Raw genomic sequence first — 25,381 nt, 5'->3', positions numbered from 1 at the left:
TCCTTTCGTAATTTACGTCCAACGCAAGATAAGGACAGAGCCGGCATGTAAACAACGGCCCCGTCCTTATCAGTATATTACATATTTTGCAATTCGTAAACTTTGAAATTTCCATTTCACAAAATTTACGCTTTTTTTACATTTTCATGACCTTTAGCGATTATCAATCTTCGCGATGTCTACCAGAGTCAGATTGTTCAGGTCTGTGTTCTCAAGACTTGTAACCAGCGCCTCTGCAGTGTCAAGGCTTGTAAGTACGTTAACGCCTGTCTCGATAGCATTACGACGGATGACGAAACCATCTTTCTGATGCTCAACGCCCTGTGGCGGTGTATCGATGACAACATCGATCTTGTGGCCAAGGATCAGGTCCATCAGGTTCGGAGACGGCTGCTCCAGCTTGTTGGTACGTGTTACCTTGATTCCGTTCTCAGTCAGGACATTTGCAGTACCTCTTGTTGCAAAGATACGGTATCCCTGAGCTTCAAATCTCTTGGCGATCGGAATAATATCCTTTTTATCCTCATCTTTCACAGTGATGATCATCTGTTTGTGTTTCGGAAGGCGGATTCCTGCTCCGATGAATGCTTTGTAAAGAGCCTCGTTGAAGGTCTTTGCAATACCAAGGCACTCACCTGTGGATTTCATCTCAGGTCCAAGGCTGATATCTGCGCCTCTGATCTTCTCGAAGGAGAATACAGGCATCTTGATTGCGAAATACTCTGCCTCTTTCTGAAGTCCCGGTGTGTAGCCAAGCTCTTTGATCTTGTATCCAAGGATGACTCTTGTTGCAAGAGGAACGATTGGGATTCCTGTTACCTTGCTGATATACGGTACTGTACGGCTGGAACGTGGGTTAACCTCGATAACATATACATCCTCGCCTACAACGATAAACTGGATATTGATCATACCGATCACATGAAGTGCCTGTGCAAGACGACGTGTGTACTCGGCAATGGTATCTTTTGCTTTCTGGCTGATGGTCTGTGCCGGATATACGGAAATACTGTCTCCGGAGTGGATACCTGCACGCTCGATGTGCTCCATGATTCCAGGGATCAGGATGTCCTCACCGTCGCATACCGCATCGACCTCGATTTCTTTACCCATGAGATATTTATCAACAAGGATCGGATGCTCCTGTGCGATCTGGTTGATGATTCCGATGTACTCTTCCACATCCTCATCGCTGACAGCAATACGCATTCCCTGTCCTCCAAGTACGTAGGACGGGCGGACAAGTACCGGATATCCCAGCTCGTTGGCAGCTTTTTTCGCCTCTTCTGCTGTGAATACGGTGTGTCCCTTCGGTCTCGGGATCTGGCATTTCTCAAGGATGGCATCAAAGAGCTCTCTGTCCTCTGCGGCATCTACGTTCTCAGCAGATGTTCCAAGGATCTTCACGCCCATCTTGATCAGTGCTTCGGTAAGCTTGATGGCTGTCTGTCCACCGAACTGAACAACGGCTCCGTCCGGTTTCTCGATATTTACAACATTCTCAACATCTTCCGGTGTCAGTGGCTCGAAATACAGTTTGTCCGCGATATCAAAGTCTGTACTTACTGTCTCCGGGTTGTTGTTGATGATGATAGTCTCGTATCCTTCTTTTGCAAATGCCCATGTACAGTGTACGGAGCAGAAGTCGAACTCGATACCCTGTCCGATACGGATCGGTCCGGAACCAAGTACCAGGATCTTCTTTTTATCTTTGGTCTCGATTGCTTCGTTCTCTGTCTGATCATCGCCATATACAGAATAATAGTATGGTGTCTCTGCCGCAAACTCTGCCGCACAGGTATCTACCATCTTATATGCTGCACGGATGCCGTACTCTTTACGCAGCTCTTTGATCTCGGCTTCTGTCTTGCCTGTGAGATCTGCGATGATGTAGTCCGGGAACTCCATTCGTTTTGCTTCCAGAAGAAGGTCTTTGTCCAGTTTCTGGGTCTTCAGAGCCTGCTCCATCTCAACAAGGATTGCCAGCTTGTCGATGAACCAGATATCGATCTTGGTGATCTCGTGAAGTTTCTCCTGGGAAATATTTCGTCTCAGGGCTTCTGCGATCTTCCAGATACGGCGGTCATCCACGATATTCAGCTCGTCCAGAAGTTCCTCATCAGAAAGATGGGAGAAATCGTAGGACATCAGACTGTCTACGTGCTGCTCCAGGGAACGGATGGCTTTCATTAAAGCCCCCTCAAAGTTATGGCAGATACTCATAACCTCACCGGTAGCTTTCATCTGTGTAGTCAGTGTACGTTTTGCTGTGATAAATTTATCAAATGGCAGACGCGGGATCTTAACGACACAGTAGTCCAGCATCGGCTCGAAGCTTGCGTATGTTTTGCCTGTGATGGCATTCGGGATCTCATCCAGTGTGTAGCCCAGTGCGATCTTGGCCGCAACCTTGGCGATCGGATAACCGGTAGCCTTACTTGCAAGTGCGGAAGAACGGCTTACACGAGGGTTAACCTCGATGACACAGTACTCAAAACTCTCCGGATGAAGAGCGTACTGTACGTTACATCCACCTGTGATACCAAGTTCTGTGATGATGTTAAGCGCAGATGTACGAAGCATCTGGTACTCTTTATCTCCAAGTGTCTGGGAAGGAGCAACTACGATGGAGTCACCGGTATGGACACCAACCGGGTCAATGTTCTCCATGTTGCAGACTGTGATGCAGTTTCCTGCGCTGTCTCGCATTACCTCGTACTCGATTTCTTTCCATCCGGCGATACATCTCTCTACAAGAACCTCGCCTACACGGGAAAGACGGAGACCATTCTCAAGGATCTCACGAAGCTCCGGCTCGTTGTGTGCGATACCACCGCCGCTTCCACCAAGTGTGTATGCAGGACGGAGAACAACCGGATATCCGATGGTCTGTGTAAACTCCACACCATCTTCTACGGTTGTAACGACCTTGGATGCTGCAACCGGCTCGCCGATCTTTTCCATGGTATCTTTGAACTCCTGACGGTCCTCAGCCTTACGGATGGTAGCTGCTGTGGTACCGATCAGTCGTACATTGTGCTCTTTCAGGAAGCCTTTCTCCTCAAGCTCCATGGCAAGGTTCAGTCCTGCCTGGCCACCCAGTGTAGGAAGTACACTGTCCGGTTTTTCTTTGAGGATCAGCTGCTCTACGACCTCAACAGTCAGAGGCTCGATGTAAACTCTGTCTGCGATGTCTTTATCTGTCATGATGGTAGCAGGATTGGAGTTTAAAAGTACAACCTCCATGCCCTCTTCCTTCAGAGAGCGGCATGCCTGGGTTCCTGCATAGTCAAACTCTGCTGCCTGGCCGATTACGATCGGACCTGAGCCGATCACAAGTACTTTTTTTATGTCCTTATTCCTTGGCATTATTTCTCTCCTCCCATCATCTTCATGAATCTGTCAAACAGGTAACTGGAATCCTGTGGTCCCGGGCATGCTTCTGGATGGAACTGTACGGTAAAGATGTTCTTTCCATTATATGCCATACCCTCGTTTGTTCCGTCGTTGACGTTTACAAATGCAGGATGTGCGATGTTTTTCTCCTCAAGGCCTTCTGCGTCTACTACGTAGCCATGGTTCTGGGAAGAAATATAAACTCTTCCTGTCTCCAGGTCTTTGACCGGATGGTTTCCACCTCTGTGACCGTATTTCATCTTATGGGTATCTCCGCCTGTTGCAAGAGCCATAAGCTGATGTCCAAGACAGATGGCAAAGATCGGCACATCGGAGTCATAGAGTTTCTTGATTTCTTTAATAATAGAAGTGCATTCCTTCGGATCTCCAGGGCCGTTGCTGAGCATGATGCCGTCCGGATTGTCTCCAAGGATCTCTTCTGCCGGTGTCAGAGCCGGGTAAATGGTAACCTGGCATCCTCTCTCATTCAGTGAGCGTGCGATGTTTCTCTTGGCGCCCAGATCAAGAAGCGCAACCTTCGGTCCGTTCCCCTTAAGCACTTCCTTTTCGCGGCAGGAAACCTTCTCTACCACTTTTCCTGTTGTATATGCTTTTAATCTGGGGATGATTGTATCCAGGTCATAGTTCTCGTCAACTGTGATCATTCCGTTCATGGTTCCCTTCTCACGAAGGATCTTAGTCAGTGCTCTGGTATCAATTCCTGCGATTCCCGGAATGTCGTTTTTGCTCAGAAAATGCTGAATGGTGTCTACGCTTCTGAAGTTGCTGGGAACTCGTGATAATTCGCGTACAATAAATCCGTCAATCCACGGCTTCCTTGATTCCTGGTCATCATAACAGATTCCGTAGTTTCCGATCAGCGGATATGTCATACACACCGCCTGTCCTGCGTAAGAAGGATCTGTCATTACTTCCAGATAACCGGTCATGGAAGTGTTAAAGACAATTTCACTGATGACTTCCCTTGCAGAACCAATGCTAGTTCCTGTAAATACATGGCCATCTTCCAATATCAGAAATGCTTTCATACAATCTCCCTTTCTTTGTTCTCTTATTTTATCCTAAATCTTCAAGATTGTATCACAGGAATCGTCATTTTTCAACACCATATGCAAAAAAAATGTATAAAACTAACTTAAAATATTTTTTTTGAATTTTTTTAATTTTTTTGAATTTTTCTATTGACATTCTTTAGTTCCTGGGTTATTATAAGTGAGCAGTCGACGAACGGAGCTAAACAAAGCGAAGTAAGCCGGTTGACAAAATGCAGGAATGGCGGAATTGGCAGACGCGCAGGCTTCAGGTGCCTGTGGTCGCAAGATCGTGTGGGTTCAAGTCCCATTTCCTGCATTCTTTTTTATTTTATCCAAAATCAAAAGGAGCTGTTGCTTCCCGGAGGAACTTTCATCCGGAAGGCAGCAGCTCTTTTATTTTTTCCATTTTTCCTCCACAAAATACCAGGAAAAAAGTAAAACCCGGGTCCTCTCCCATTTTCGCTATGATGTAGTCAGTTCAAAGAACAACACATTTCCAAAACAAAAGGAGGACCTGATCATGAAGCCATAAATCTCAGACACCGATACACGTTAACTTCATTCATATTTACAACAGGAGGAAAAAATAATGACAATTAGATTTAATACTTATGATTACGATGCACTTTTTGGCGCTTTCACAACATTTTTTATTATAATGGCTGGTTTTGCTATTTTAGTCTGGACTATTTTCTATTTTATAAAAAAATCCGATAAAAACAAACCTGTCTTCGCAACACGTGCAAAAATCCTTGAAAAAATCACAGATACTCTCTTCGTTGGATGGTATCTTGTAGAATTCGAAAACGGAGAACGTTTAAAACTCAGAACTTTCGAACCACGTAAAGTATTTTTTTCTGCAGGCGATATCGGAATCCTTCGCTACCAGGGAATCACCATTCTCTCCTTCCAGAAAGAAAACCGTCCACCAATGCGTTGAAAGGACATTTCCTATGATACATGTTCGATCTTTCCGCACTGCCGGAAAATGCCACGGATTTGACATCAGCCGGTGTCAGGATCAGATCAGAATACTTTCCGATGCCACACAGACAACCATAGTTTTATGCGACGGGGCTGGAAGCAGCCCCTATGGTGGCATTGCGGCCAGTGTAGCTGCCAGTACTCTGGCCGGAAATCTTCATCTTAATTTCGAACAGTATCTTCATGGTGCCCTTCCCGATATCCGGATGCAACTGACCAGGACTGTGGACACTGAATTAAAAAAAATGGCAAAAGAAATGCAGATCGATCCCCGGCTGCTGGCAACAACCATGCTTGCCATTTCCATAGACAATGACGGCAGATTTGTCGGTGTTCATCTGGGAGACGGCAGCATCTTGTGGAACGTTGGCAGCAGTGATCTCCTTAAGACTGTCTCTTCTCCTCAGAGAGGAGATCAGCCAAATTCAACCTATCTGACCATGAACTGCCCGCTTTTTTATTACCTGCGCTTTTATCGCTGGACAAAACCTGGTGCCAGAAGGATCATCCTCTTATCCGATGGAATGAACGGCCTGAACGCGCCACTCACTTCCGGTATCTTTTCTGTGCAGAATCAGGATCTCCTGAATCAGAAAATGATAAACACCAGAAATTTTGATGATATGAGCTATGTGCTCTGTGAGTTAGATGCTCCCTGTTCCAGGCAATGACGTCAGTGCCCCGGACATTTTTGCAAAATCATCCGAAAATATATGTGATATCCACCGTTTTCTCTTTTCTGTCCCCCAGGATCTGCTCCGCTTTCTCCCTCAGCTCTCTGTACCCGTAGAAAGAAATACCATAATATCTGTCGTCATCCCGTCCCAGCGCATATATCATCTCTTTCTCAAGATCCACATAAGCATAAGGAATATCCGCATACGGGTGCAGCTGAGAATTTTCATCCACAGAATAGATATTCAGTACTCTTTCCAGCCATCCGTCAAGGGAATGGACGCTTACCTGGCCCTCTCTTGTATACAGCGCCAGATATCTGCCTTTCGGATCTGCCAAAATATCTGTTTTCTGTGCAGAATCCATATCCACCACCTGTGTGGCGATATTTTTTCCGGAAGCAAGATCCCAGATCGTAACTTTTCTGTCGCAGTATACCACCAGCTGTTCATCTTCTTTAAAAAATGCCACCAGTGGTTCCTCTGCCCCATTGCGGGAAATCGTGAAAAACGGCTCTTTCTTCTCTCCGTCATACACATCGATCGATGTATCATTTATGACTGCAAAACGCTTTGTTGACGCTCCCTGAACCCGTGTTCCTTCTGTCGTCTTCTCCACAGTTTTTTCTGTCTGAATTTTCTTTTTTATATCCTGTGCCTCTGCCGGTTTCATGGATGTATCCTGCGCGATCTGAGAAATGACCAGAAACGGCGTCCCGTCCTTCATCTGAATGATCACTTTTTTATTCGCATCATATAAAAAACCGCCAACAGAACTGTCTTCCGCGGAAAAAATCTTCTGACGATCATCCATCCAGAACCGTTCCACACTTCCGTCCGCAAGGCCAAGCAGCACTGTACTTTCATTATACACTGCCAGTTTCACGATTGGATATGAAAAATCTTCTTCACATAATATGTTATATGTATTCCTGTCAATGATCATCAGATGTGTACCCAGGTTGACCAAGATCACGTCTGCCTTTTTTTCACTGTCAAACTGAAAATTTTCATATACTGCTGCATCTGCATACAGAGAATCTTCATACTGTGTCCGCAGATAATGGGTCGTATTTTCCCACACTCTTCCCTTTTCCATCTGATATATTGCTTCACGGTATCTTTTTTTATCATCGATTCCACCACTTCCAAAAGGCACGTTCTCACATTCTATGGTAAGGAATTCCGAATTACTGATAAAACGGATCACGGAAACATGATTAGCTTCCAGTGTTGTCTGTTTTCCGGTATTCAGATCAACCGTCTGAATGCCTCCGTCCCAGATATCCCCGGAAGCATAATCAAGCCAGCTGACTGCCAGAGTATTTCCGTCCGGAGAAATTGCGATGGAAGTTATATGATCCATTGCATCCACAGTCAGTCTGATCTTTTCCATGCTGTCCTGGTTCAGGTCATACCGATACACATAAACTCCATCCAGAGACTCGCAGCCAAATACAAGCATTCCATCATGAAGTGCCCAGACCGGAGTTTCCAGCATATTGTCCTCTTCTTTTAACGGAATCCTTTTTATACATTTCTGCTGTTCGATGTCTGTGTAGTACGCTGTGTTCTGTGAAAACAACAATATTTTTCCCTCAGAAACAAACTTTCCATCTATAAATGCAGAAGTTTCCTCCTCCAGTTTACACTTCCACTTCAAAGACCAGTCTTCCATATTGTAAAAATATGCGATTCCCGATTCATCCAGACAGAAAAACACCTTTCCATCCGGACTGCTTTCACCGATATCCGTTGTATTATTTTCCAGTTCCACCTGTCTGTCCGGCCGGAAACCTTCTACGTTTCCTTCATGATGATAACTGTACAGGGCAGAATTCAATGCATAGATCTCTTCCGGGATCACTGGTGTATCCCCTTCTTCCTGTGCTTCCAGAGCAGCCTGTAACGCTTCTTCCCGGTTTCCTTCCTTCAGAAGTTCCGCAGACAGAGCCACCTGATCCTCCGCCCGGTTTTCCATGATCCGCCGGTTCTGTTCTTCGATCCTGTGGTTTCTGTCCATGGCAAACAGGAAAAAAGCATTTGCCATCAGCACAGCCAGAGATCCAATGACTGCATATTTCTTTATGATATAATTTCTCTGCCTCTGTTTCAGGGAATCATATGTGGTTCCTAAGATTGGAGCCGCAATCTTTAACAGTACGTTTTTCTTTACATTTCGGAGCACCTGTTCCGGTGTTTCCCCTCTTGCATCGGCCGCAAGGACCTCTGCGGTCCTGTCACTGCCCAGCAGTTCCTTTTGGAAAACATCTTCCGGTTCTCCCTCTGTTACTACGGCAAGTATCCTGGATCTGTCATGAAATTCAAGAAATGTTTTTATTTCCAGATTAACCCAGGGGGAATCTTTGGTTTCAGAAGAGCAGATCACGATCAGCCATCCCGAATTTTTCAGTGCTTCCCGGATCTGGAGCCCAAAATCAGAACAGGATGACAGTTCCCCTTCGTCCATAAAAACCCGTCTGATCTTTTTTATTTTATTTTTACGCATCCACGGAATGTGGAAATGTTCCAGTTTCTGCTGAAGTATTTTTGCAGCCTGGCTGTCCGTTTTCCCATGACGATAGCAGATAAACGCATCATATACAACCTGGGAAAGATCGCTTTTATACGGCTGCAGCGCATGAATAAGATCCGATACATCTGCCAGCATTTCTTCACAGGAATGATATCGCTCCTCCGGCGTTTTCTTTAACGCTTTCGAAATGATCTGATGGACTTTATCCGCCATATGAGCCGGACAGTTCAGCTTTTTCAGTTTTCTTTTTGAGAGATACAGGCCGATATTCGCGGAGTCAAGCTCCCTCTGAGTGTATCTCTTTCCGGTCAGCATCAGAAGAAGCAGATATCCCACGCTGTACAAATCCGATTCTGCTCCCAGCCTCAGAGTTCCATCATTTCTCCCGACAATCTCCGGAGACTCAAATCCGATGGTGGAAAACAATGCCCTGTCACGGATCGCAGGACATAATCCATCCTCACAGACAGGTCTCGCCGCTCCAAAATCCACCAGAGAAACAAGCTTATCTTCCTCTGAGAGGCTTCCTTTTATAAATACATTTCCGTCCTGGATATCCAGATGGAGAAAACCTGCTTCATGAACTTCTTTCACCGCGAATAATACCTGTTTTATGATCTGAAATGCCTGGACAACCGAAAATTTTTCTCCCTGGGAAAGATAAGATTTCAGTGCTTTTCCTTTGGATTCCAGTGATGTCATGATTGTAACAGTGTTATTTACCAGATGAAAAGTATGTCCCTCATCAAAAGAGAGCTCAACTTCCCCGGAAGCGCTGATGACGGGAATCGTTCTGGCAGCGGTATTGTAAATTTTCCCTGTTATCTCCTGCTCCTGCATCTGCATTTTTTTGACAGAATCCAGATAACGGACGGATGCCGGATCTTCTGACGCAGATACGATCTCACCATCTTCTCTTCTCTCAAAAACAAACGCAGCTGACAGCGGAAAACACTCTTTTAACGCATAGTCAATTTCACTGACTGTAATTTTCCCATCAAGATAAGATATTTTTTTACATGGGTATACAATACTTCCGCCGCCTTCTCCGATAGGTTTTCCGGTAATTTTATACAGTTCACCCTGGGATAAACGGATCCATGTTCCTTCCTGCAGTACTTTTCGCATTGTTTTTTCCTTTTTCTCATTCACACTTCTTCTACGTTTCCATATCCGGATTCCAGCCACATATCACTTAAATTCTCGGTTTTTCCATCCCATGACAGCCCCGGTGTTCCTATCCCCTCCGCCACAAGCGCATAAAGAACAAACCGGTCCAGAGGAAATGGCGGATACAGTGGTTCAAAAGAAAACATCATCAGAAATCCATTGATGCAGCTGATATAACCTTCTATTTTTTCGTATTCATCCCAGCTGTCAACAACATCTTCCAGCTGCCCGAGAATGTTTTCCATATTTTCAGAAAAATGTTTTTCTTCGTTTGCTTCTGCCATTTCATAAAGTTCATTCCGTAAATCTTCATTTTCATTTCTTGAATATCCGGAAATAAAAAGATACGCAAGCAACAGTATATCTTTACGTTCAACAATGACCGCATTGTCCGGTTTTTCCACAAAGCGTCTGATTGCTCCCAGACGGTTGCTTCTCTCATAAGCCTTACACACAAGATAAATTTCTTTATTAAATGGTATATTGTCATGTTTCGTCTTCAGACTTCCATGTGATGGCAGGCCAAGCTCCCCGGGTTCTGCAAACTGCCAGCCATGAGCACACATAAATGCTCTGGCCAGACTTCCCATATCCGGATAACCATCTTCCGCGATCTCAACTTTAACCTGGTTATCTCCGGAATTTGAAACCTTTCCGACTGCATCGTTTCTGCGGTCACCTTTGTGATATGCCCAGTAATCGTAAGTTGGATACAGTTTTACAAGATAGCGTGTCAGTTCCATCAGGTCTTTTCTTCGCTGCAGGGAGTATCCGGAATAGTAAACAGAAAGATTATCCGATACCACTTTTTTCGTTTTTTTATCTTTCTTCACGAGGATTTTTCGTCTGGTAAACTCTGGATCTACAGAATACATATATTCGATCAGTTTGTCTTCCATATCTTCCCGCTCAGATTCCGGAACACTGATACCGGCCAGTTCCGGTATATGGTTACTGATCATTCTGGTCATGCCGATATTTCCCACAGTCTGCGTTATCCCGCCATCTTCTGCATCCTGTGGTCTGTTCTGTTCATATTTTTTGAGTATGCTTTTAACTTTAGTCCAGTCACCCTGGGGACGCAGCATTTTACAGAACAGGCAGATACAGTCCAGCGGATTTCTTACGCTGAACGGTTCGTGTCCACAGGCAAGGAGAAATTTTGTCGTAGTATAATCATCCATATTTAAAAGGAAAGACAGTTTTACCGCAAGTTCTCTTTTTCTGGGATATTTTTTGTCACTGAGCCATTGAAACCATTCGATTGCCTTCACTACCTCGTTCTGTTCCTTTAACATATATTTTTCCAGCCTGGAACTCAGATTCTTAAGAAATTTCTCCGGCCATGGGACATTGTTATTTACGGTCAGATCTTCATAGGATTCCCCTGTTTCTTCGGAAGCATCACGCAAAAGTTCAGAAAAAGATGCCTGTATCTGCCTTCTCATCAAAAATCCGGCTGTACAGAGATTTCTGGCATCGTTCAGGCTCCTGACAACAGCCATCGGATCGTTCATCAGTTCTTCACTCATATCTGCCAGTTCTTTCGTCCATATATCCATTGATTCTTCTGCCTGTCTTGTGAGACTGTTCTCATATTGAAGGCAAGTATTTTCCATGTGTTTTCGTTTCCTTTCCCTGTAAAAAATACAGCAACAGGCTCCCTTTCTCTCAGGAGCCTGCCACATCTCAAATATTTATTCCGTTTTTTCTTCAGATTCTGTTGCAGTTTCTTCTGCTTCTTCCACCACTTCCTGCGTATCTGTTTCTTCCGAAGTCTCTGCTTCCGGAGCGGCTTCTTCAGTCTTCATCGTTTCCGTTTCTCTTCCGGATACTTCCTTCTCCGGTGTTTCTGTTTCTTCTGCTGCCTCTGTTACTTCCTCTGCTTCCGTAACTTCTGCATCTGCTGCGTCTTTCAGTTCTTCCTCTGCCTGCTCGATCACGTCAGTGGCTTTTTCTTCCAGTTCTGCTGTCGGACACGCGGCGCCGCAGTAAGGGCAGAAACTTGCTTCTCTCATTACTGCCTTATGGCAGGCCGGACAGAACTTCTCGCCCTTGCTGGCTGCAATGGCATCCCGGAAGTGATCCGCCTCCAGCATGTGCTGGCTGATCTCCTCGCAGATTGCTCCCACTTCTCCGTCAACAGCTTCTCCGTGTTCATAACGGGTGTAGATCATTTTTCCGATGTCCATCATCAGTTTTTCTATCATACGCTCCTGTGCAGAAAGTTTATTGCGGATCTTCTGGATCTCATAGAGATTCTCCGCCTTGGAACTGAGGCCCTTCGCTTTCCGTGTCAGTGCATTTCCAAGATCATCCCAAAAACTGCTCTTCGCCATATCTGTCACGCTCCTTTTTATTTGCTTCCTGTGTTATCTTTATCCCTCCAGCAGCGGAGTTTCCTGACCACGCATCAGGATCTTCGGTCCGCCATTTCCCTGGATGTATCCTTCTGTGATCACTACCTCACCGATATTATCATCCTTCGGGATCTCGTACATAATGTCCAGCATATACTCTTCCAGAATCGCACGAAGTGCTCTGGCGCCTGTGTGACGCTCCAGTGCCTTACGTGCAATAGCATGAAGTGCTCCGTCCTCAAACTCAAGCTTTACTTCATCCAGCGCCAGAAGTTTCTGGTACTGTTTCAGGATGGCATTCTTCGGCTCCTTGATGATCTTCACAAGCATGTCTTCTGTCAGTCCATTCAGTGTAAAGATGATCGGAAGACGTCCGATAAACTCCGGGATCATTCCAAATGCACGGAGATCATCTACAGTTACCTTCTCCAGTACATGAGGATCATTGTCATATTTATCCTTCAGATCTGCGTAAAATCCGATAGAAGCCTGCTTGTTCAGTCTCTCCTTGATGATATTCTCAAGATCCGGGAAAGCACCGCCGCAGATAAACAGGATATTTCTTGTATTTACAGTCACCATCGGGACCATTGCGTTCTTGCTGGTAGCACCTACCGGCACCTCGACCTCACTTCCCTCCAGAAGTTTCAGAAGTCCCTGCTGCACAGCCTCACCACTGACATCTCTCTGATTGGTGTTCTTCTTCTTGGCAATCTTGTCGATCTCATCGATAAAGATGATTCCGTGCTCTGCTTTCTCCACATCATTATCTGCTGCTGCAAGAAGCTTGGATACCACGCTCTCGATATCATCACCAATATATCCTGCCTCTGTAAGAGAGGTGGCATCTGCAATAGCCAACGGCACCTGAAGGAGTTTGGCAAGCATTTTTACCAGATAAGTCTTACCACATCCTGTCGGTCCGATCATCAGCATATTGGATTTCTCGATCTCAATATCATCCATGGTGTCCGTAGCAACTCTCTTATAATGATTATATACACCTACGGACATTACTTTCTTGGCATATTCCTGTCCGATCACATATTCATCCAGCGTTGCCTTGATCTTATGCGGTGCCGGGATATCTTTAAGATCGATCACCGGCCTCGGGGTTTCAGATTTCTTCTTGATCTTCTTCGCCTGATTTCCCGGATTCTGAAGACTGCTAAGATCGATCATGCTCACATTTGGCATGTTAAAAAGATCGGAATAATTTCCATTGCTCATCTGTGTATTCATAGTATCAAAGCTCTTCTGCATACAGTCTGCACAGATATGTATATTATTGGGAAGGTCGATCATCTTCCCTGCCTGACTCTCCGGTCTGCGGCATAAAAAGCAGAATTTCTCGTATTTCTGCTCCTGGTCATTGTCTTTATTATTATCAAACTGATCTGCCATAACATTTCCTTTCTGGTTTTTATAAGACGGAAGCCGGTTTCGTTTTCCGTCTTGTGTCATAATGCATATTATACCACATAATCCCGACGTATCAAATTAAGTTTTTATAAAACAGGGAGCCGCAAAAAACGCAGCTCCCTGTCCAGATTTCTGTTTTCAGTTGTCACTTTTTTCAGTTGTCAGAAGCCGGCTTGCTTCCAAGAGTGACTTCTACGGTTTCTTCTTTATATTCTCCGTTATTTGCTCTTGCAATTACCACTTCCACGGTTTCGCCTGATTCGTAATACTGAAGTTTATCCACCAGATCATTCTTGCCGCTTACCTTCTGCCCATCCAGTTTTACAACGATATCACCTTTTTTGATCCCGGCTTTATCTGCCGCACCACCTGGTGTAACTTCTGTAAGAAATGCTCCTGCCGGCATATTGTACATCTGGATTGCCTCTGTTGTAAGGTCCGCAGCTTTGATTCCCATATAACCAACTTTTGAAGTGTCTTCTATTTTATCACGTGTTTCGCGGTTCATCAGCTCTTCCAGGATCGGTTCTGCTTTGGATATCGGAATTGCATATCCCATTCCCTCCACCTGACTGTCTGCGTATTTGGCCGCATTGATCCCGATCACTTCGCCTTTCATGTTCAGAAGCGCACCACCACTGTTTCCGGGATTGATAGCCGCATCTGTCTGGATCAGTCCACTGGTATCACCATCCTCTGTGCTGATGGTACGGTTCAGGGCACTTACCCATCCGGAAGTGACTGACTGGCCATAACCCAGAGCATTACCAATCGCAACTACCTGCTCACCTACTACAAGATCGTCGGAACTTCCCATCTGTGCGATCTTGATCTCATTCATCGTCTCTTCCGGAATATCGGACTTCTCTACAGCAATTACTGCCAGATCGTTCTCTTCGTCTGTTCCCTTGATCTTGGCTGATACCGCATTATTCACATCCACACTGCTATCTGAACTGTCTGTAATACTGTCGCCACTGGCCATCGCCTGTGTCTCTTCTTCCGCACCGACTACATCTCCGCCTGCAAAACATACGGTAAGTGTTGTTGCGCCGGATACCACATGATTATTCGTTGCGATCAGAAGTTCACTGTCATTCTCACCTACAATGATTCCGGAACCGCTTCCCGCACTCTGATACTGTCTTGTTCCATATCCGAAAAAGCTCGGGATCTCCTGTACACTGACAGAAGTGATCGCAACGATCGAGGACATCGTCGCCTGTGCAACTCCGGCTACTGTTCCGCTCTCTGCTACGATGCTTTTCACACTGGATTCTGTGGAACTGCCATCTGTGCTTTTTTCTGTACCGGTAACAGTTTCTGTTTTTCCGATCTGTGTACTGCTGCTGTTATTATCTCTGTATTTATCTGCCGCAATATTTACTCCCTGAAAAACAGCACCTGCCACCAGTCCAAAGATCACTGCCAGGGCAACGGCTGTTGCAGCCTTCTTTCCAAAGCCGCCGTTCCCGCCTCCATGAGCTGTCTTCGGTTTATGAGGTTTCTTCGGTGGAATACTTCCTCCCGCATAATTTCCTGCCTGCGGCTGATGCACTTCATAATGTGCATATTTCGGTTTTTCCTGAAAACTGGTATTATTCTGAAAATTGCTGCTGTTTGTTCCATTTCCGTAACCGTTCTCCTGCATTCTCCGGCCTGCGGAATATGGATGAGCCATTGGTTTCTGTGCAATATCTATATTTTCAGTACTGTTATCTGCAGCACTGCCGGTATCTGTATTTCCAAAAGTATCCAGAGGTTTCTCTTCTGTTGGAACATTTTCGTTTACCTCTGGCAGATCTTCATCCCATCTGTTTTCTTCACTCATGACCCTGGTGCTCCCTTCTCAAATTTTTCTTATGCCATCTGCTTTATAAAAAACAGTTTAACAGGCAATTGTGTTCAAACTGTGATATATCCTTTAAAAAATCGTGACCCGCTGATTCTTCCTGATCATTTCTGTTTTTTCCAGTATTCCGGACTCATAGTACAAAACAGGATCAGTCTTTCAGGAAGTTTCTGATATCTTTTTCCGAGGAAATATCCGGCATACTTGGAAGCACTCTGAAAAAACAGTCCGGGGATCATCCAGATATGTCCGGTTTTCAGAAGATAAGACAGGCTCTTTTTTACCAGGCGCACTCCCTCCCCCTCAGACGGAACTCCTTCAAAAACTTCCGGATGCTCTGCCTGGGAAACGCCAAGATCAAAATTTCTGTGAAACTGCTGGCTGCAGCTGTAATTATGAGAGTGATAAACCTTAGCCTCTGCTGCATAAGCAACCGCATAACCTTTTTTTACCATCCAGCCTGCATAGATCATATCTTCATTAAAAATAGCATGTTCCGGAAATCCGCCGATCTCATTGTAGATCCTGTGATCGTATGCTGCACAGACATTTGAGCAAAAATATGTCTTGATTCCTCTGGTCTCTACATCTTTTTCTGTTTTAAGGCAGGACTGCTCCGGATAATTAAACGAACGGGTATATTTTTCAAGGAAACCGCAGTCATTTTTGGGAAGCTGTCGTGCATAGGCCGCTCCTGTCTTTTCATTCCCGGCAACAGCCTGAACAAGATTTCCAACCAGATTTCTGTCTGCCGGTAATGCGTCCTGAGTCATAAATATGAGGATCTCCGCATCCGAAAGCTCTGCTCCCCTTCTTCTTGTTGCACCATGATCAAATTCCTGTTTTGTAAGATGGTGGACTTCCACCAGCGGATACTTCTGTTCCCAGTTTTCTCTCCAGAATTTTTTCTCTGTATTCATAACTATGATCTTATTGACAGGATATTTCTGTGCGCTGAGGCGCTCCAGAAGTTTGTCAAATTCTTCTCCCGGGTGATATGCCGGTATGATTACATCTGTTTTTACTGCATTCATAATTCTCTCCTGTCCAGAAAGGACCACCCTCACCGGATGGTCCCTTCTGCTGGTTGATTATTTTAATTTTTTATTCTCCGTCTGAGAGATCGTCAGCTCCTGCGCCGCCATCTCCGCCGCCAGCATCTCCCCCAGCGTCATCTCCGCCGGATTCATCTCCGCCTCCAGACGTATCATCGCCAGTATCTCCTGCACCGGAATCGTCGTTTCCTGAATCGTCTCCGCCGCCGGAATAATCTGTATTCGAATCGTCTCCACCACCGGAATAATCCGTATCATCGCTGGTGTCATTGCCGTAATCCGTGTAGTCTGTATTATCACTGTAATCCGTGTCATCGTAGCTGTAATCGGCAGAAGTGTCTGTACTTCCCTCCCAGGTATACGAATTATCCGTTGTTGTATTCGGAGCGTCCGTTACCGCAGGCGCTGTATCCTGTACCTGTCCACCGCCTACAATCGCAGCGATCTGCGCACTTTTGTTCAGTACATCCTGTGTCGGTGTATAATTTGTATTTCCGTACAGGAACTGATGCAGCTTCAGTACATTGGAATCCAGAGTTGTCGGTACAATGACACTGCCCTTAACTGTAGCAAATTTATAGTCCTGCGGGAATCCCGTTGTTTCATCAATGCAGTATCCGATCATTGCCGGGATCAGCTTCAGGATCTCTGTCTTGGAAACAGATGTCTTGACCATCGGGAAAACCTGATCCATGATATCAAAGATTGTGGAAAGGCCGGCTTTTTTTGCCTTGTCAACGATCATCTGGATAACTCTTCTCTGTCTCTCTGTACGTCCCATATCCAGGCTTGCCGTATAACGGATACGGCAGTAGGAAGTAGCCTGTACACCATTCAGATGATAGGTTCCGACAATCGCTTCCTGATCTTCCGGCTTCGGCTCCGGCAGCTCTACCGGTGTATAACTCTTGCCAGTCTCTTCCGCAGTTTCCACGCAGTAGTTGTTCATATGAACGATCTCCGCATAGGAAAGCGGGATATCCAGTCCTCCCAGACAGTCTACTACTGTTACCAGTGCGTCAAAATCAATGGATACGTAATCTGTAATATTAAGATCCAGGTTTGTGTTCAGCATATTAACTGCCTGTGCCGGTCCTCCAAGGGCATATGCTGCATTGGCTTTGGAATAGGTATCATCTTTCACATTGAGAAGTGTGTCTCGGTAAACAGATACCAGCTTGACTGCCTTCGTGTCGTTGTTGATACTTGCAATGATGATGGTATCACTGTTCTCTGTGTTCAGCTTCTCATTCCTGCTTCTGTGGTCCAGTCCGAACAGTGCATATGTGGTATAACCCGTCATCTGCGGTGCCTGGTCATTGGTTACGATATCCTGTTCCTGAAGATCTGTTTCCTGAATATCGATCTTGTCCAGCTTGGCTGAGATCTGACCGTAAACATATAAGCCTCCTATAAACAGGAGCAGTACGATAATTTCCAGGATAAACAGAACTTTTCTTCTTTTTTTCCGAGGTTTTGACATCTTTTCCTTTTCCCCTTTTTAGTATGCATTCTTGTTGATAAAGCCTTTAAATATGGTGAGGAACATGATCTTGATATCGAATCCTACTGACCAGTTTTCGATATAGTACAGATCACATTCGATCCTCTTCCTGATAGAAGTGTCTCCACGGTAACCATTTACCTGTGCCCATCCGGTAAGGCCCGGACGCACCTGATGTTTCACCATATACCGTGGTATTTCCTCACGAAACTTCTCTACAAAAAACGGTCTCTCCGGTCTCGGTCCCACAAGGCTCATCTCCCCTTTCAGGATATTGAAAAGCTGTGGAAGTTCATCCAGACTGGTATGACGCATGAATTTTCCGATTCCGGTGACACGTGGATCGTTTTTTACAGTCCATGCTTTCTTTTCTTCGGACTCCTTCTGGATCTCCATGGAACGGAATTTATACATCCGGAAAGTCTGATTATGAAGGCCAACACGTTCCTGTTTATAGATCAGCGGACCAGGAGAGGTCAGCTTGATCAGGATACACAGGATCAGCATCACCGGCGATGAAACAATGATCGCGATCGAAGAACCGATCACATCCATCGTCCTCTTGATCATTGCATTAAACGTATTGCTCAGCGGCACATACCGGATATTGATCACCGGAAGTCCGAGAATGTCTTCTGTATACGGTTTGGTCGGAATAATATTATTATAATCCGGAATAAATTTCGTGTGTACTCCTGATTTCTCGCAGAGTGCAACAATCTCTTCCAGACGATAATACTCACTTAAGCCCAGGGTAATAGCTATCTCATCCAGTCGGCTGGATGGAAGGATGATCATCAGATTGGCAATACGCCCGATCACCTTGACTCCTTTATAGGTAGTGCCTGCCGGCACATTGTCATCCAGTATGCCCCTGATCACATATCCCCATTGCGGATTCTGCAGGATCCTGTCCACATATTCCTCAGCGGCACGGCTGTATCCAACCAGCAGCACCTGTTTCTGGTTCATTCCTTTCTTCCGCATGTCCCGGAGAATGTAAAACACAAACATGCGTACAAGCCATTCCAGGACAATATTGATAAAACAGAAGGAAACCAGTGTAAGACGGGAATAATCCAGTTCTTTAAAATTATAAAGTGCAAACATGATGATAAGGAGCCCTAACGCGTTTGCCTTCACGATTCCGGCAAGCACGAGACGACGCCCCTGCATTCGCATCGGTGTATAAAGATCAAATGCCTGATATAAAAGCACATATCCAGGAATGATAAAGATCAGCATAAACATATATTCCTGAACGGTCTTGGACTGAACTGCGGAATGTTCAAATATTCCCTGGAAACGGATCAGCCACGCCAGCGCATAAGAGGCTGCGATCACAAATACATCGATCAGCATATGGAGACGACTGAAATTTTTCTGGTTATCTTTAATCAATTTCCGTCACCTCATTTAAGTTCATTGCTTTTATCTTATAATAGATGCATCCCAAAAGCAACAAAATCTTCCCTCCGAAATATAAAATTTCTGTGAAAATATGGAGTTTTAACCGGCAAATCGCCTAAAAATGTTGATCCAGAGCTCAACCTGCAGCTGGATATAACGTGGAAAATTCCTCATGGAAAACTTTACTTTCCTGTTCTTCCGGCTGATCTGGAAGCCATTTTTAATTCCTGCCAGATACTCCTTGCCAAAGCCTTTTGACGCAAAAAACAGGATTTTTGCCCCGAATCCGACAAGCAGAAATGGAAGGTTCAGAACGATCTGAAGGAACGGCATGTTCTTGTAAATAAGGTAAATATTATTTCTGGATGAATACCGGATCTTAAACTGATTATATCTGGAACCGCTTGTTCCGCTTCCCACATGATAAACTTTCGCCTTTGGAGCATACCAGTTCTGATACCCAAAGATCCGGGCGCGATAACCGATATCCAGATCCTCCAGATAGGCAAAATGCTCTTCATCAAAATCTCCGATCCGGTCGATGATTTTTTTTCTGTAAATGGCAGCTCCCGCGCAGGCGGAAAAAATCTTCTGCTCTTTATCGTAATGGTTAATATCCTTATCTTTCCCTCTGGCAAACGCCCATCCCAGTGCACAGTAATAATTTCCCGCATCGTCCATCTTGTCATGGTCATGAAGCTGGATCATTTTTGCCTGGCAGGAAAAAGCTTTTTTATGTCTTCTGAGGGCCGCTACCATCTCTTCCAGAAAATCCGGTTCTGCTTCCGTGTCATTATTCAGAAGCAGTACATACGGAGAGCGTGCCGCATGAATTCCCTCATTCACAGCCCTGCTGAATCCATAGTTTTCCGGAAGCTGGATCATGTGGACCCACGGATATTCCGCAGAAACAAAAGCACAGCTGCCGTCTGTGGACCCATTGTCCACCAGTATAACCTCAAAATTGCGGATGGTCTGTCTCTCAAGACTTGAAAGCACACCATCCAGATATGCCATCCCGTTAAAATTCGGTATGACTACTGATACTTCCTGCATTGGTTCATCCCTTCTTCTTTCCCATTCCCGGAAGAGGCTTCAGGGAATAATTCCATTTTGACAGAGAAAGATTTTTGTTATAGTACGGATCTCCGTTTTTGAGGATGTCTATCCAGTGAGAACGGATATATTCGATTTCCGACTGGAATCGACGGACTTTTTCCTCACTGTCCTCCGCACCTCTTGATTTGGACTCATAATGATAAAGTTTCACGTACGGATCATAGACGATCAGATGGCCGTGGCTTCTCACTTTCAGGCAGAGATCTACATCATTAAATGCTACCGCGAGTTCTTCTGTAAAGCCACCGGCTTCCAGAAAAACATTTTTTTTCATCATCATGCAGGCAGCTGTCACACAGCTCATATCCTGCAGAAGGGATGCTTTATGCAGATATCCTGTACGTTCTGCCGGCATATTTACAAACATATGTCCCGCAATGCCGCCCATTCCCACCACACAGCCTGCATGCTGGATGGTATTGTCCGGATAGATCAGTTTAGCCCCGACAGCTCCTACTTCCTGTCGCTGGCAGACACCAAGCATCTCCGAAAGCCAGTCCGGATCGATCACTTTCACATCATTATTCAGGAAAAGCAGATAATCCCCCTTTGCATGGCGCACGCCAAAATTATTGATGGCAGAATAATTGAATTCTTTTTTCCAGCGGAGCAGATGGATCCTCGGGTCTTCAGAAAGCTTCCGGTAGTAACGGAAGATCTCGTCGGAACTGCTGTTATTCTCCACGATAATGATCTCATAATTCTTATAGACAGTTTTTTCAAAAATGGATTCCACGCAGGCCTGAAGGGTTTCTTTTTCTTCCCGGTTGGGGATGATAATGGACACCAGCGGTTCCCCCTGCACCGGATATTTCACACGGTAAAATCCGAAATCCGGGGTATGCTCCACAGTTCCCGGAGTTCCGGTTCGTTCAAGATTTCCCTCAATGGCACGCTTTCCTGCCTCAAAAGCATACATCTTGCTTGCCGGGTTATCCGCTGTGGAGGATTTGTGGGTTCTCCAGTGGTAAAGGATCTCCGGTACATGGATGACCTCACGTGCCTGTTCCACACAGCGGAAAATAAAATCATAGTCCTGCGCTCCGTCAAATTCTCTGCGGAAACCTCCGGCTTTCTGCACAACTGAACGTCTCACAACCAGAAAATGACAGATATAATTGTTGGATCTTAAAAGGTCCAGGTTAAAATCCGGTTTCAGATGTGGCTGAAAATGCTCGGACAGATCTGTTGTGACCTTATCTTCATCGGTATAGATCACATCTGCCTCCGGATGTTCCTCCAGTGCAGCTGCGATCTCATACAGAGCATTGGGTGCAAGCAGATCATCATGATCCAGAAGTGCGATAAAATCTCCTCTTGCCATGGCAAAGGCTGCATTGGTATTCTCAGCGATACCGAGATTTTCCTTCAGATCTTCATAGCGGATCCTTTTATCCATCTCTGCATAGGATCTCAGTACAAGCTGCATATCCGGATCTTCCGGACTGCCATTTGCGAGACAGAGTTCCCAGTTCTGATATGTCTGGGCAAGCAGAGAATCAAGCATCTGTCTTAAGAACCTCTCCGGTGTCAGATATGCAGGCACTACAATACTGATCAGCGGGCCATCCGGAAATTTCCTCTTTCGCTGCTTCTCAAGAGTCTCTTCGGTTGGCCTGTATGCCTCATACCACGGTCCGTAGGGAACTTCTTCCGGCTCAAAGCGTTCATGAAGCCTGATCCAGAATTCTTTCAGTCCGTAATGCTTCAGGTATCTCAAGCCCTTTTGTACTGTATAGGGAGAAAGCTTCTTCACAAGCCTGTCCCATTGAATCTTTCCTGTGGAATCATCTTTACTCATATATTTTCTCCGTATTACTCAATTTGATAAACGTATTTTAACATTACCGCATTTTTTTTGCAAGGAAGAGAGAAAGTGTGTTATACTGTGCTTACGTGTTGCTGGTCACGGAGTGAACAGTAACATTTACGTATGTATTGCTTACATAAGAATTATTTTTTATACAGGAGTACCATATATTATGAAAAAATCAAGAATAACCGCGGCGCTTCTGGCCTTTGGGATCTCAGCTTCCATGGTGTTCCAGACTCCAGTTTTCGCCACAGAAGAAACCGCTGCTGCCGCCACATCCGGTATTACAACCAACTCCATCAGCGGATGGCCACAGGGGCCTGAGATCACTTCCGTATCTGCCGTAGTCATGGAAGATTCTTCCGATACCATTCTCTACGCCAAAGATATGGATACCGCGCTCTCCCCTGCCGGCGCAGTTAAGATCATGACCTGCCTTCTGGCGCTGGAGAACAGCCAGTTAACCGATCAGGTGACAATGACAGAAACCGGTGTATCCGGTGTCACCGACGGAGGCGCCCATATTTCCTCACAGCTCGGAGAAGTTTTTACCATGGAGCAGTGCCTCTATGCGATCATGCTGGCTTCTGCCAATGATATTGCCCTTCAGGTTGCAGAACAGATCGGCGGTTCTGTGGATGCTTTTGTCCAGAAAATGAATGACCGCGCCCAGGAACTTGGTTGTACCAATACCGTATTTACCAATCCTACCGGTCTTCCGGACGATAATCAGCACACCACCGCCCACGACCTGGCTCTGATCATGCAGGCAGCAATCAGCAATGACAGTTTCCGGACAATTTCCGGAGCCACTTCCTATACCATACCGGCCACCAATGTTTCCGGCGGTGCCAGAAACCTCACCAGTTCCTTTTCCATGACAAATCCGACTTCCGCCACTTATTACCAGGGCTGTATCGGCGGACGTGAGAGTACTACCACTACTTCCGGAAGCGTCCTGGTAACTGCGGCTGAACGCAACAGCACCACACTGATCTGTGTTGTTATGAACGGAGCGACCGGACAGACAGCCAATGAAGCGGTTACTCTTATGGACTACGGTTTTGCCAATTTCCAGCTTCTGGATCTTTCGGAAGAAGATTTCCACATTCTGTCCGGAGGTACCGTAATGGTTCCGTCCGGTGCAACTTCGGATGATCTTACTACGGAAGATACGGAATCCGATGGCCAGATTCTCCGCACCTATTCCTTTGGCGGAGCTCAGGTGGGAACTGCAGTGGTGGAAGACACCTCCACAGAAAGCACTACCGCAGAGGTTCAGGAAAATGATGACAATATGGATGCCGCAAAAGCTTACTCAGAATCCCGCTCTCCAATTCCTTATTTTGTGATCGGCGGCGCCGGCCTCCTGATCCTGATCCTGCTTCTGTGGCGTATGATCAGGATTATCCGCTCCTGATCTGCATCACATCTTATATGCAAGTCCCCCACCCACTGCTTATTGCTTTTCGCGATTGAAGCAGGGGACTTACTTGATTTGGTTAAAAAATCCCCCCTGTGTACCGGTCATATCCGGATACACAGGAGGGATTTTTTATTGTCAATTTCGATTTTCCCCTCGGAAAATCAGCGATAAAACGGAACCACCAAGAAGATATAGCACAAAAACGGCGAAGCCACCAGAAGTGCACTTAAGCCCCGGTAGATCCACATTCTGATATTTTCTTTTTTTACAAAACGTTCCAGCAGACGGTTCCAGCCCGCTGTCACAAAATACATGGCCGGATACAGTGCCGGCATGATGTAACGTCCCTGTGCCTGGTTGTCACTGTAATATACATAATACATGAACAATCCCACAGGGATCAGGATCAGAAGGATCATCAGCAGATGGAAGATTCCTTTTCTGTCCCATTTATTGGACACAGTCACTGTTTTTATCTTCAGTTTTTCAGTGCCTGATGTTTTCCGTTCTTTTACGACAGTACGTTTCTTCGGATAAAACATTCCCAGCATGGACAATACTCCAAGGCCACCGATCCCGAACAACAGGAAATATGCCTTGCTCACACCATAAGGCATATAGATCTGCATCAGTCCGAAAGTTCCGATAAAACTTACCAGAACTGTCAGTAACCAGTTATGGTTCCAGCCCGGGTCCTGATACAGAAGAATATCCTTCCATGTCCATTTCAGTTTCTCCGGTGTTGGATATCTGGACGGCCGGTAATCAATGGCCGCATATTTCTCCGCACACTCTGCACAGGCTTTTCTTCCGATAAAATCTCCGTCATAAAGAATGGCGTTCCGGACAAACCACCAGCCACATAAAACAAGGGTTACTGCCGCGATCACGATTCCTCTTCGAAACAGAAAAGCGATTCTCTGTTTTACCGGTTCTTCCCTGCACAGAAGGACTGTCAGGCAGAAAAACAGAAAGCTGCATAAGATCCAGCCGTAGGCATTATAGTAGGACAACGCGCAGACTGCCATGCCAACAGCCAGCAGGATCGAGTTTTTGAAACTCCAGTCTCCTTCTTCCAGATAGCAGGACCAGGAATACAGAATAATTCCCATAGACAAAAGTGCCAGGGAATCCGTATTTACATAAGTTCCCAAAAACAGTGCCTGTGGCATAAAACCTGCCAGCGCCGCAAACAGCCATCTTCCCTCTTTTGGGAAAAGCTTTCCGGATGCTTTCACAACGAAATACACAGATCCGGTCACAAAAAGCACATCTGCCATTCTTGCCGCATGGAGAAGTCCGTCGGCAGAAGCATGGAACAGACCTGCAATTCCCATAAATACAGCAGATACCATATAGGAAAGAATGGGATAATAGGCATAGGAAATTCCCCAGGTGGCATCCCGGATGGCAGGATCATCTCCGAGAGGAAGTTTTCCCGGATGTTTATGAAGATACTGTGCCACCATGTAGCGCATTTTTTCATCGGGGCCCGCTCCCAGCGGCTGCATGAATGCCCATGCAGTCAAAAGCAGAAATGCTGCCAGGACAAGAACCAGCACCTGAAACCGTTCTTCTTTCCAGATTTTTTTCTTTTCCAAGATC

Annotated in this window: 16 protein-coding genes and 1 tRNA gene; 4 read left to right on the top strand and 13 right to left on the bottom strand. The window is 45.6% G+C overall.

Annotated features, from left to right (window positions below; all coding sequences use genetic code 11):
* Positions 1 to 153: 153 nt before the first annotated feature.
* Positions 154 to 3,369, bottom strand: coding sequence for a carbamoyl-phosphate synthase large subunit (gene carB / locus AC04Q6_RS12000; RefSeq protein WP_119247765.1), 3,216 nt, complete (start codon positions 3,367 to 3,369; stop codon positions 154 to 156).
* Positions 3,369 to 4,445: a carbamoyl phosphate synthase small subunit gene (locus AC04Q6_RS11995; RefSeq protein ID WP_118062010.1), complete on the bottom strand. Its 1,077-nt coding sequence runs from the start codon at positions 4,443 to 4,445 to the stop codon at positions 3,369 to 3,371. The genes carB and AC04Q6_RS11995 overlap by 1 nt, the downstream gene beginning before the upstream one ends.
* 238 nt (positions 4,446 to 4,683) lie before the next feature.
* Here AC04Q6_RS11995 and AC04Q6_RS11990 point away from each other — a divergent pair.
* From AC04Q6_RS11990 to AC04Q6_RS11980, 3 genes are all read left to right on the top strand, one after another.
* Positions 4,684 to 4,767: transfer RNA gene (locus AC04Q6_RS11990), tRNA-Leu, on the top strand.
* 273 nt (positions 4,768 to 5,040) lie between these two features.
* A complete protein-coding gene (locus AC04Q6_RS11985; RefSeq protein ID WP_021976706.1) occupies positions 5,041 to 5,391 on the top strand; it encodes a DUF2500 domain-containing protein in 351 nt (116 codons plus the stop codon).
* Between the two features lie 13 nt (positions 5,392 to 5,404).
* Positions 5,405 to 6,106, top strand: coding sequence for a protein phosphatase 2C domain-containing protein (locus AC04Q6_RS11980; protein WP_021976707.1), 702 nt, complete (start codon positions 5,405 to 5,407; stop codon positions 6,104 to 6,106).
* A gap of 28 nt (positions 6,107 to 6,134) precedes the next feature.
* Here AC04Q6_RS11980 and AC04Q6_RS11975 read toward each other — a convergent pair whose 3' ends face one another.
* The 10 genes from AC04Q6_RS11975 to AC04Q6_RS11930 form a co-directional block, all read right to left on the bottom strand.
* Entirely contained in the window at positions 6,135 to 9,773 is a 3,639-nt protein-coding gene (locus AC04Q6_RS11975; protein WP_147343501.1) for a protein kinase domain-containing protein, read from the bottom strand.
* A gap of 20 nt (positions 9,774 to 9,793) precedes the next feature.
* Positions 9,794 to 11,434: a hypothetical protein gene (locus AC04Q6_RS11970; RefSeq protein ID WP_118070985.1), complete on the bottom strand. Its 1,641-nt coding sequence runs from the start codon at positions 11,432 to 11,434 to the stop codon at positions 9,794 to 9,796.
* A gap of 78 nt (positions 11,435 to 11,512) precedes the next feature.
* Positions 11,513 to 12,154 carry a zinc ribbon domain-containing protein gene (locus tag AC04Q6_RS11965; RefSeq protein ID WP_118070986.1) on the bottom strand — a complete coding sequence of 214 codons (642 nt, stop codon included), beginning with the start codon at positions 12,152 to 12,154 and terminating at the stop codon, positions 11,513 to 11,515.
* Positions 12,155 to 12,193: 39 nt separating this feature from the next.
* Positions 12,194 to 13,579: an ATP-dependent Clp protease ATP-binding subunit ClpX gene (gene clpX, locus AC04Q6_RS11960; RefSeq protein ID WP_476389693.1), complete on the bottom strand. Its 1,386-nt coding sequence runs from the start codon at positions 13,577 to 13,579 to the stop codon at positions 12,194 to 12,196.
* Between the two features lie 172 nt (positions 13,580 to 13,751).
* A complete protein-coding gene (locus tag AC04Q6_RS11955) occupies positions 13,752 to 15,428 on the bottom strand; it encodes a S1C family serine protease (RefSeq protein ID WP_021976712.1) in 1,677 nt (558 codons plus the stop codon).
* 125 nt (positions 15,429 to 15,553) lie between these two features.
* Positions 15,554 to 16,483, bottom strand: coding sequence for a glycosyltransferase family 2 protein (locus tag AC04Q6_RS11950; RefSeq protein WP_021976713.1), 930 nt, complete (start codon positions 16,481 to 16,483; stop codon positions 15,554 to 15,556).
* Between the two features lie 70 nt (positions 16,484 to 16,553).
* Positions 16,554 to 17,987, bottom strand: a complete 1,434-nt coding sequence (locus tag AC04Q6_RS11945; protein WP_021976714.1) for an LCP family protein — start codon at positions 17,985 to 17,987, stop codon at positions 16,554 to 16,556.
* A gap of 18 nt (positions 17,988 to 18,005) precedes the next feature.
* Positions 18,006 to 19,409 (bottom strand): undecaprenyl-phosphate glucose phosphotransferase, encoded by a 1,404-nt coding sequence (locus AC04Q6_RS11940; RefSeq protein ID WP_021976715.1) that lies wholly within the window; start codon positions 19,407 to 19,409, stop codon positions 18,006 to 18,008.
* A 108-nt stretch (positions 19,410 to 19,517) separates the two neighbouring features.
* Positions 19,518 to 20,474 carry a glycosyltransferase family 2 protein gene (locus tag AC04Q6_RS11935; protein WP_118070987.1) on the bottom strand — a complete coding sequence of 319 codons (957 nt, stop codon included), beginning with the start codon at positions 20,472 to 20,474 and terminating at the stop codon, positions 19,518 to 19,520.
* A 4-nt stretch (positions 20,475 to 20,478) separates the two neighbouring features.
* Entirely contained in the window at positions 20,479 to 22,338 is a 1,860-nt protein-coding gene (locus AC04Q6_RS11930) for a glycosyltransferase family 2 protein (RefSeq protein WP_118070988.1), read from the bottom strand.
* Positions 22,339 to 22,519: 181 nt separating this feature from the next.
* On the opposite strand from AC04Q6_RS11930, the gene AC04Q6_RS11925 reads away from it, so the two are divergent.
* Complete coding sequence (locus AC04Q6_RS11925; protein WP_118070989.1) at positions 22,520 to 23,770, top strand: D-alanyl-D-alanine carboxypeptidase family protein; 1,251 nt, start codon at positions 22,520 to 22,522, stop codon at positions 23,768 to 23,770.
* 167 nt (positions 23,771 to 23,937) lie between these two features.
* On the opposite strand, the gene AC04Q6_RS11920 is transcribed toward AC04Q6_RS11925, so the two are convergent.
* Entirely contained in the window at positions 23,938 to 25,377 is a 1,440-nt protein-coding gene (locus tag AC04Q6_RS11920) for an ArnT family glycosyltransferase (protein ID WP_242996924.1), read from the bottom strand.
* Between the last annotated feature and the right edge of the window lie 4 nt (positions 25,378 to 25,381).

Source organism: Blautia sp. HA9023, from assembly GCF_056504095.1.
Note: the sequence above shows the minus strand (reverse complement) of the source record. Positions and strands in the feature narration are given on the sequence as shown.

Coding starts and splice junctions, on each gene's coding strand:
- carB (WP_119247765.1), bottom strand. CDS start 3,369: ATGCCAAGGAATAAGGACATAAAAAAAGTACTTGTGATCGGCTCAGGT.
- AC04Q6_RS11995 (WP_118062010.1), bottom strand. CDS start 4,445: ATGAAAGCATTTCTGATATTGGAAGATGGCCATGTATTTACAGGAACT.
- AC04Q6_RS11985 (WP_021976706.1), top strand. CDS start 5,041: ATGACAATTAGATTTAATACTTATGATTACGATGCACTTTTTGGCGCT.
- AC04Q6_RS11980 (WP_021976707.1), top strand. CDS start 5,405: ATGATACATGTTCGATCTTTCCGCACTGCCGGAAAATGCCACGGATTT.
- AC04Q6_RS11975 (WP_147343501.1), bottom strand. CDS start 9,773: ATGCGAAAAGTACTGCAGGAAGGAACATGGATCCGTTTATCCCAGGGT.
- AC04Q6_RS11970 (WP_118070985.1), bottom strand. CDS start 11,434: ATGGAAAATACTTGCCTTCAATATGAGAACAGTCTCACAAGACAGGCA.
- AC04Q6_RS11965 (WP_118070986.1), bottom strand. CDS start 12,154: ATGGCGAAGAGCAGTTTTTGGGATGATCTTGGAAATGCACTGACACGG.
- clpX (WP_476389693.1), bottom strand. CDS start 13,579: ATGGCAGATCAGTTTGATAATAATAAAGACAATGACCAGGAGCAGAAA.
- AC04Q6_RS11955 (WP_021976712.1), bottom strand. CDS start 15,428: ATGAGTGAAGAAAACAGATGGGATGAAGATCTGCCAGAGGTAAACGAA.
- AC04Q6_RS11950 (WP_021976713.1), bottom strand. CDS start 16,483: ATGAATGCAGTAAAAACAGATGTAATCATACCGGCATATCACCCGGGA.
- AC04Q6_RS11945 (WP_021976714.1), bottom strand. CDS start 17,987: ATGTCAAAACCTCGGAAAAAAAGAAGAAAAGTTCTGTTTATCCTGGAA.
- AC04Q6_RS11935 (WP_118070987.1), bottom strand. CDS start 20,474: ATGCAGGAAGTATCAGTAGTCATACCGAATTTTAACGGGATGGCATAT.
- AC04Q6_RS11930 (WP_118070988.1), bottom strand. CDS start 22,338: ATGAGTAAAGATGATTCCACAGGAAAGATTCAATGGGACAGGCTTGTG.
- AC04Q6_RS11925 (WP_118070989.1), top strand. CDS start 22,520: ATGAAAAAATCAAGAATAACCGCGGCGCTTCTGGCCTTTGGGATCTCA.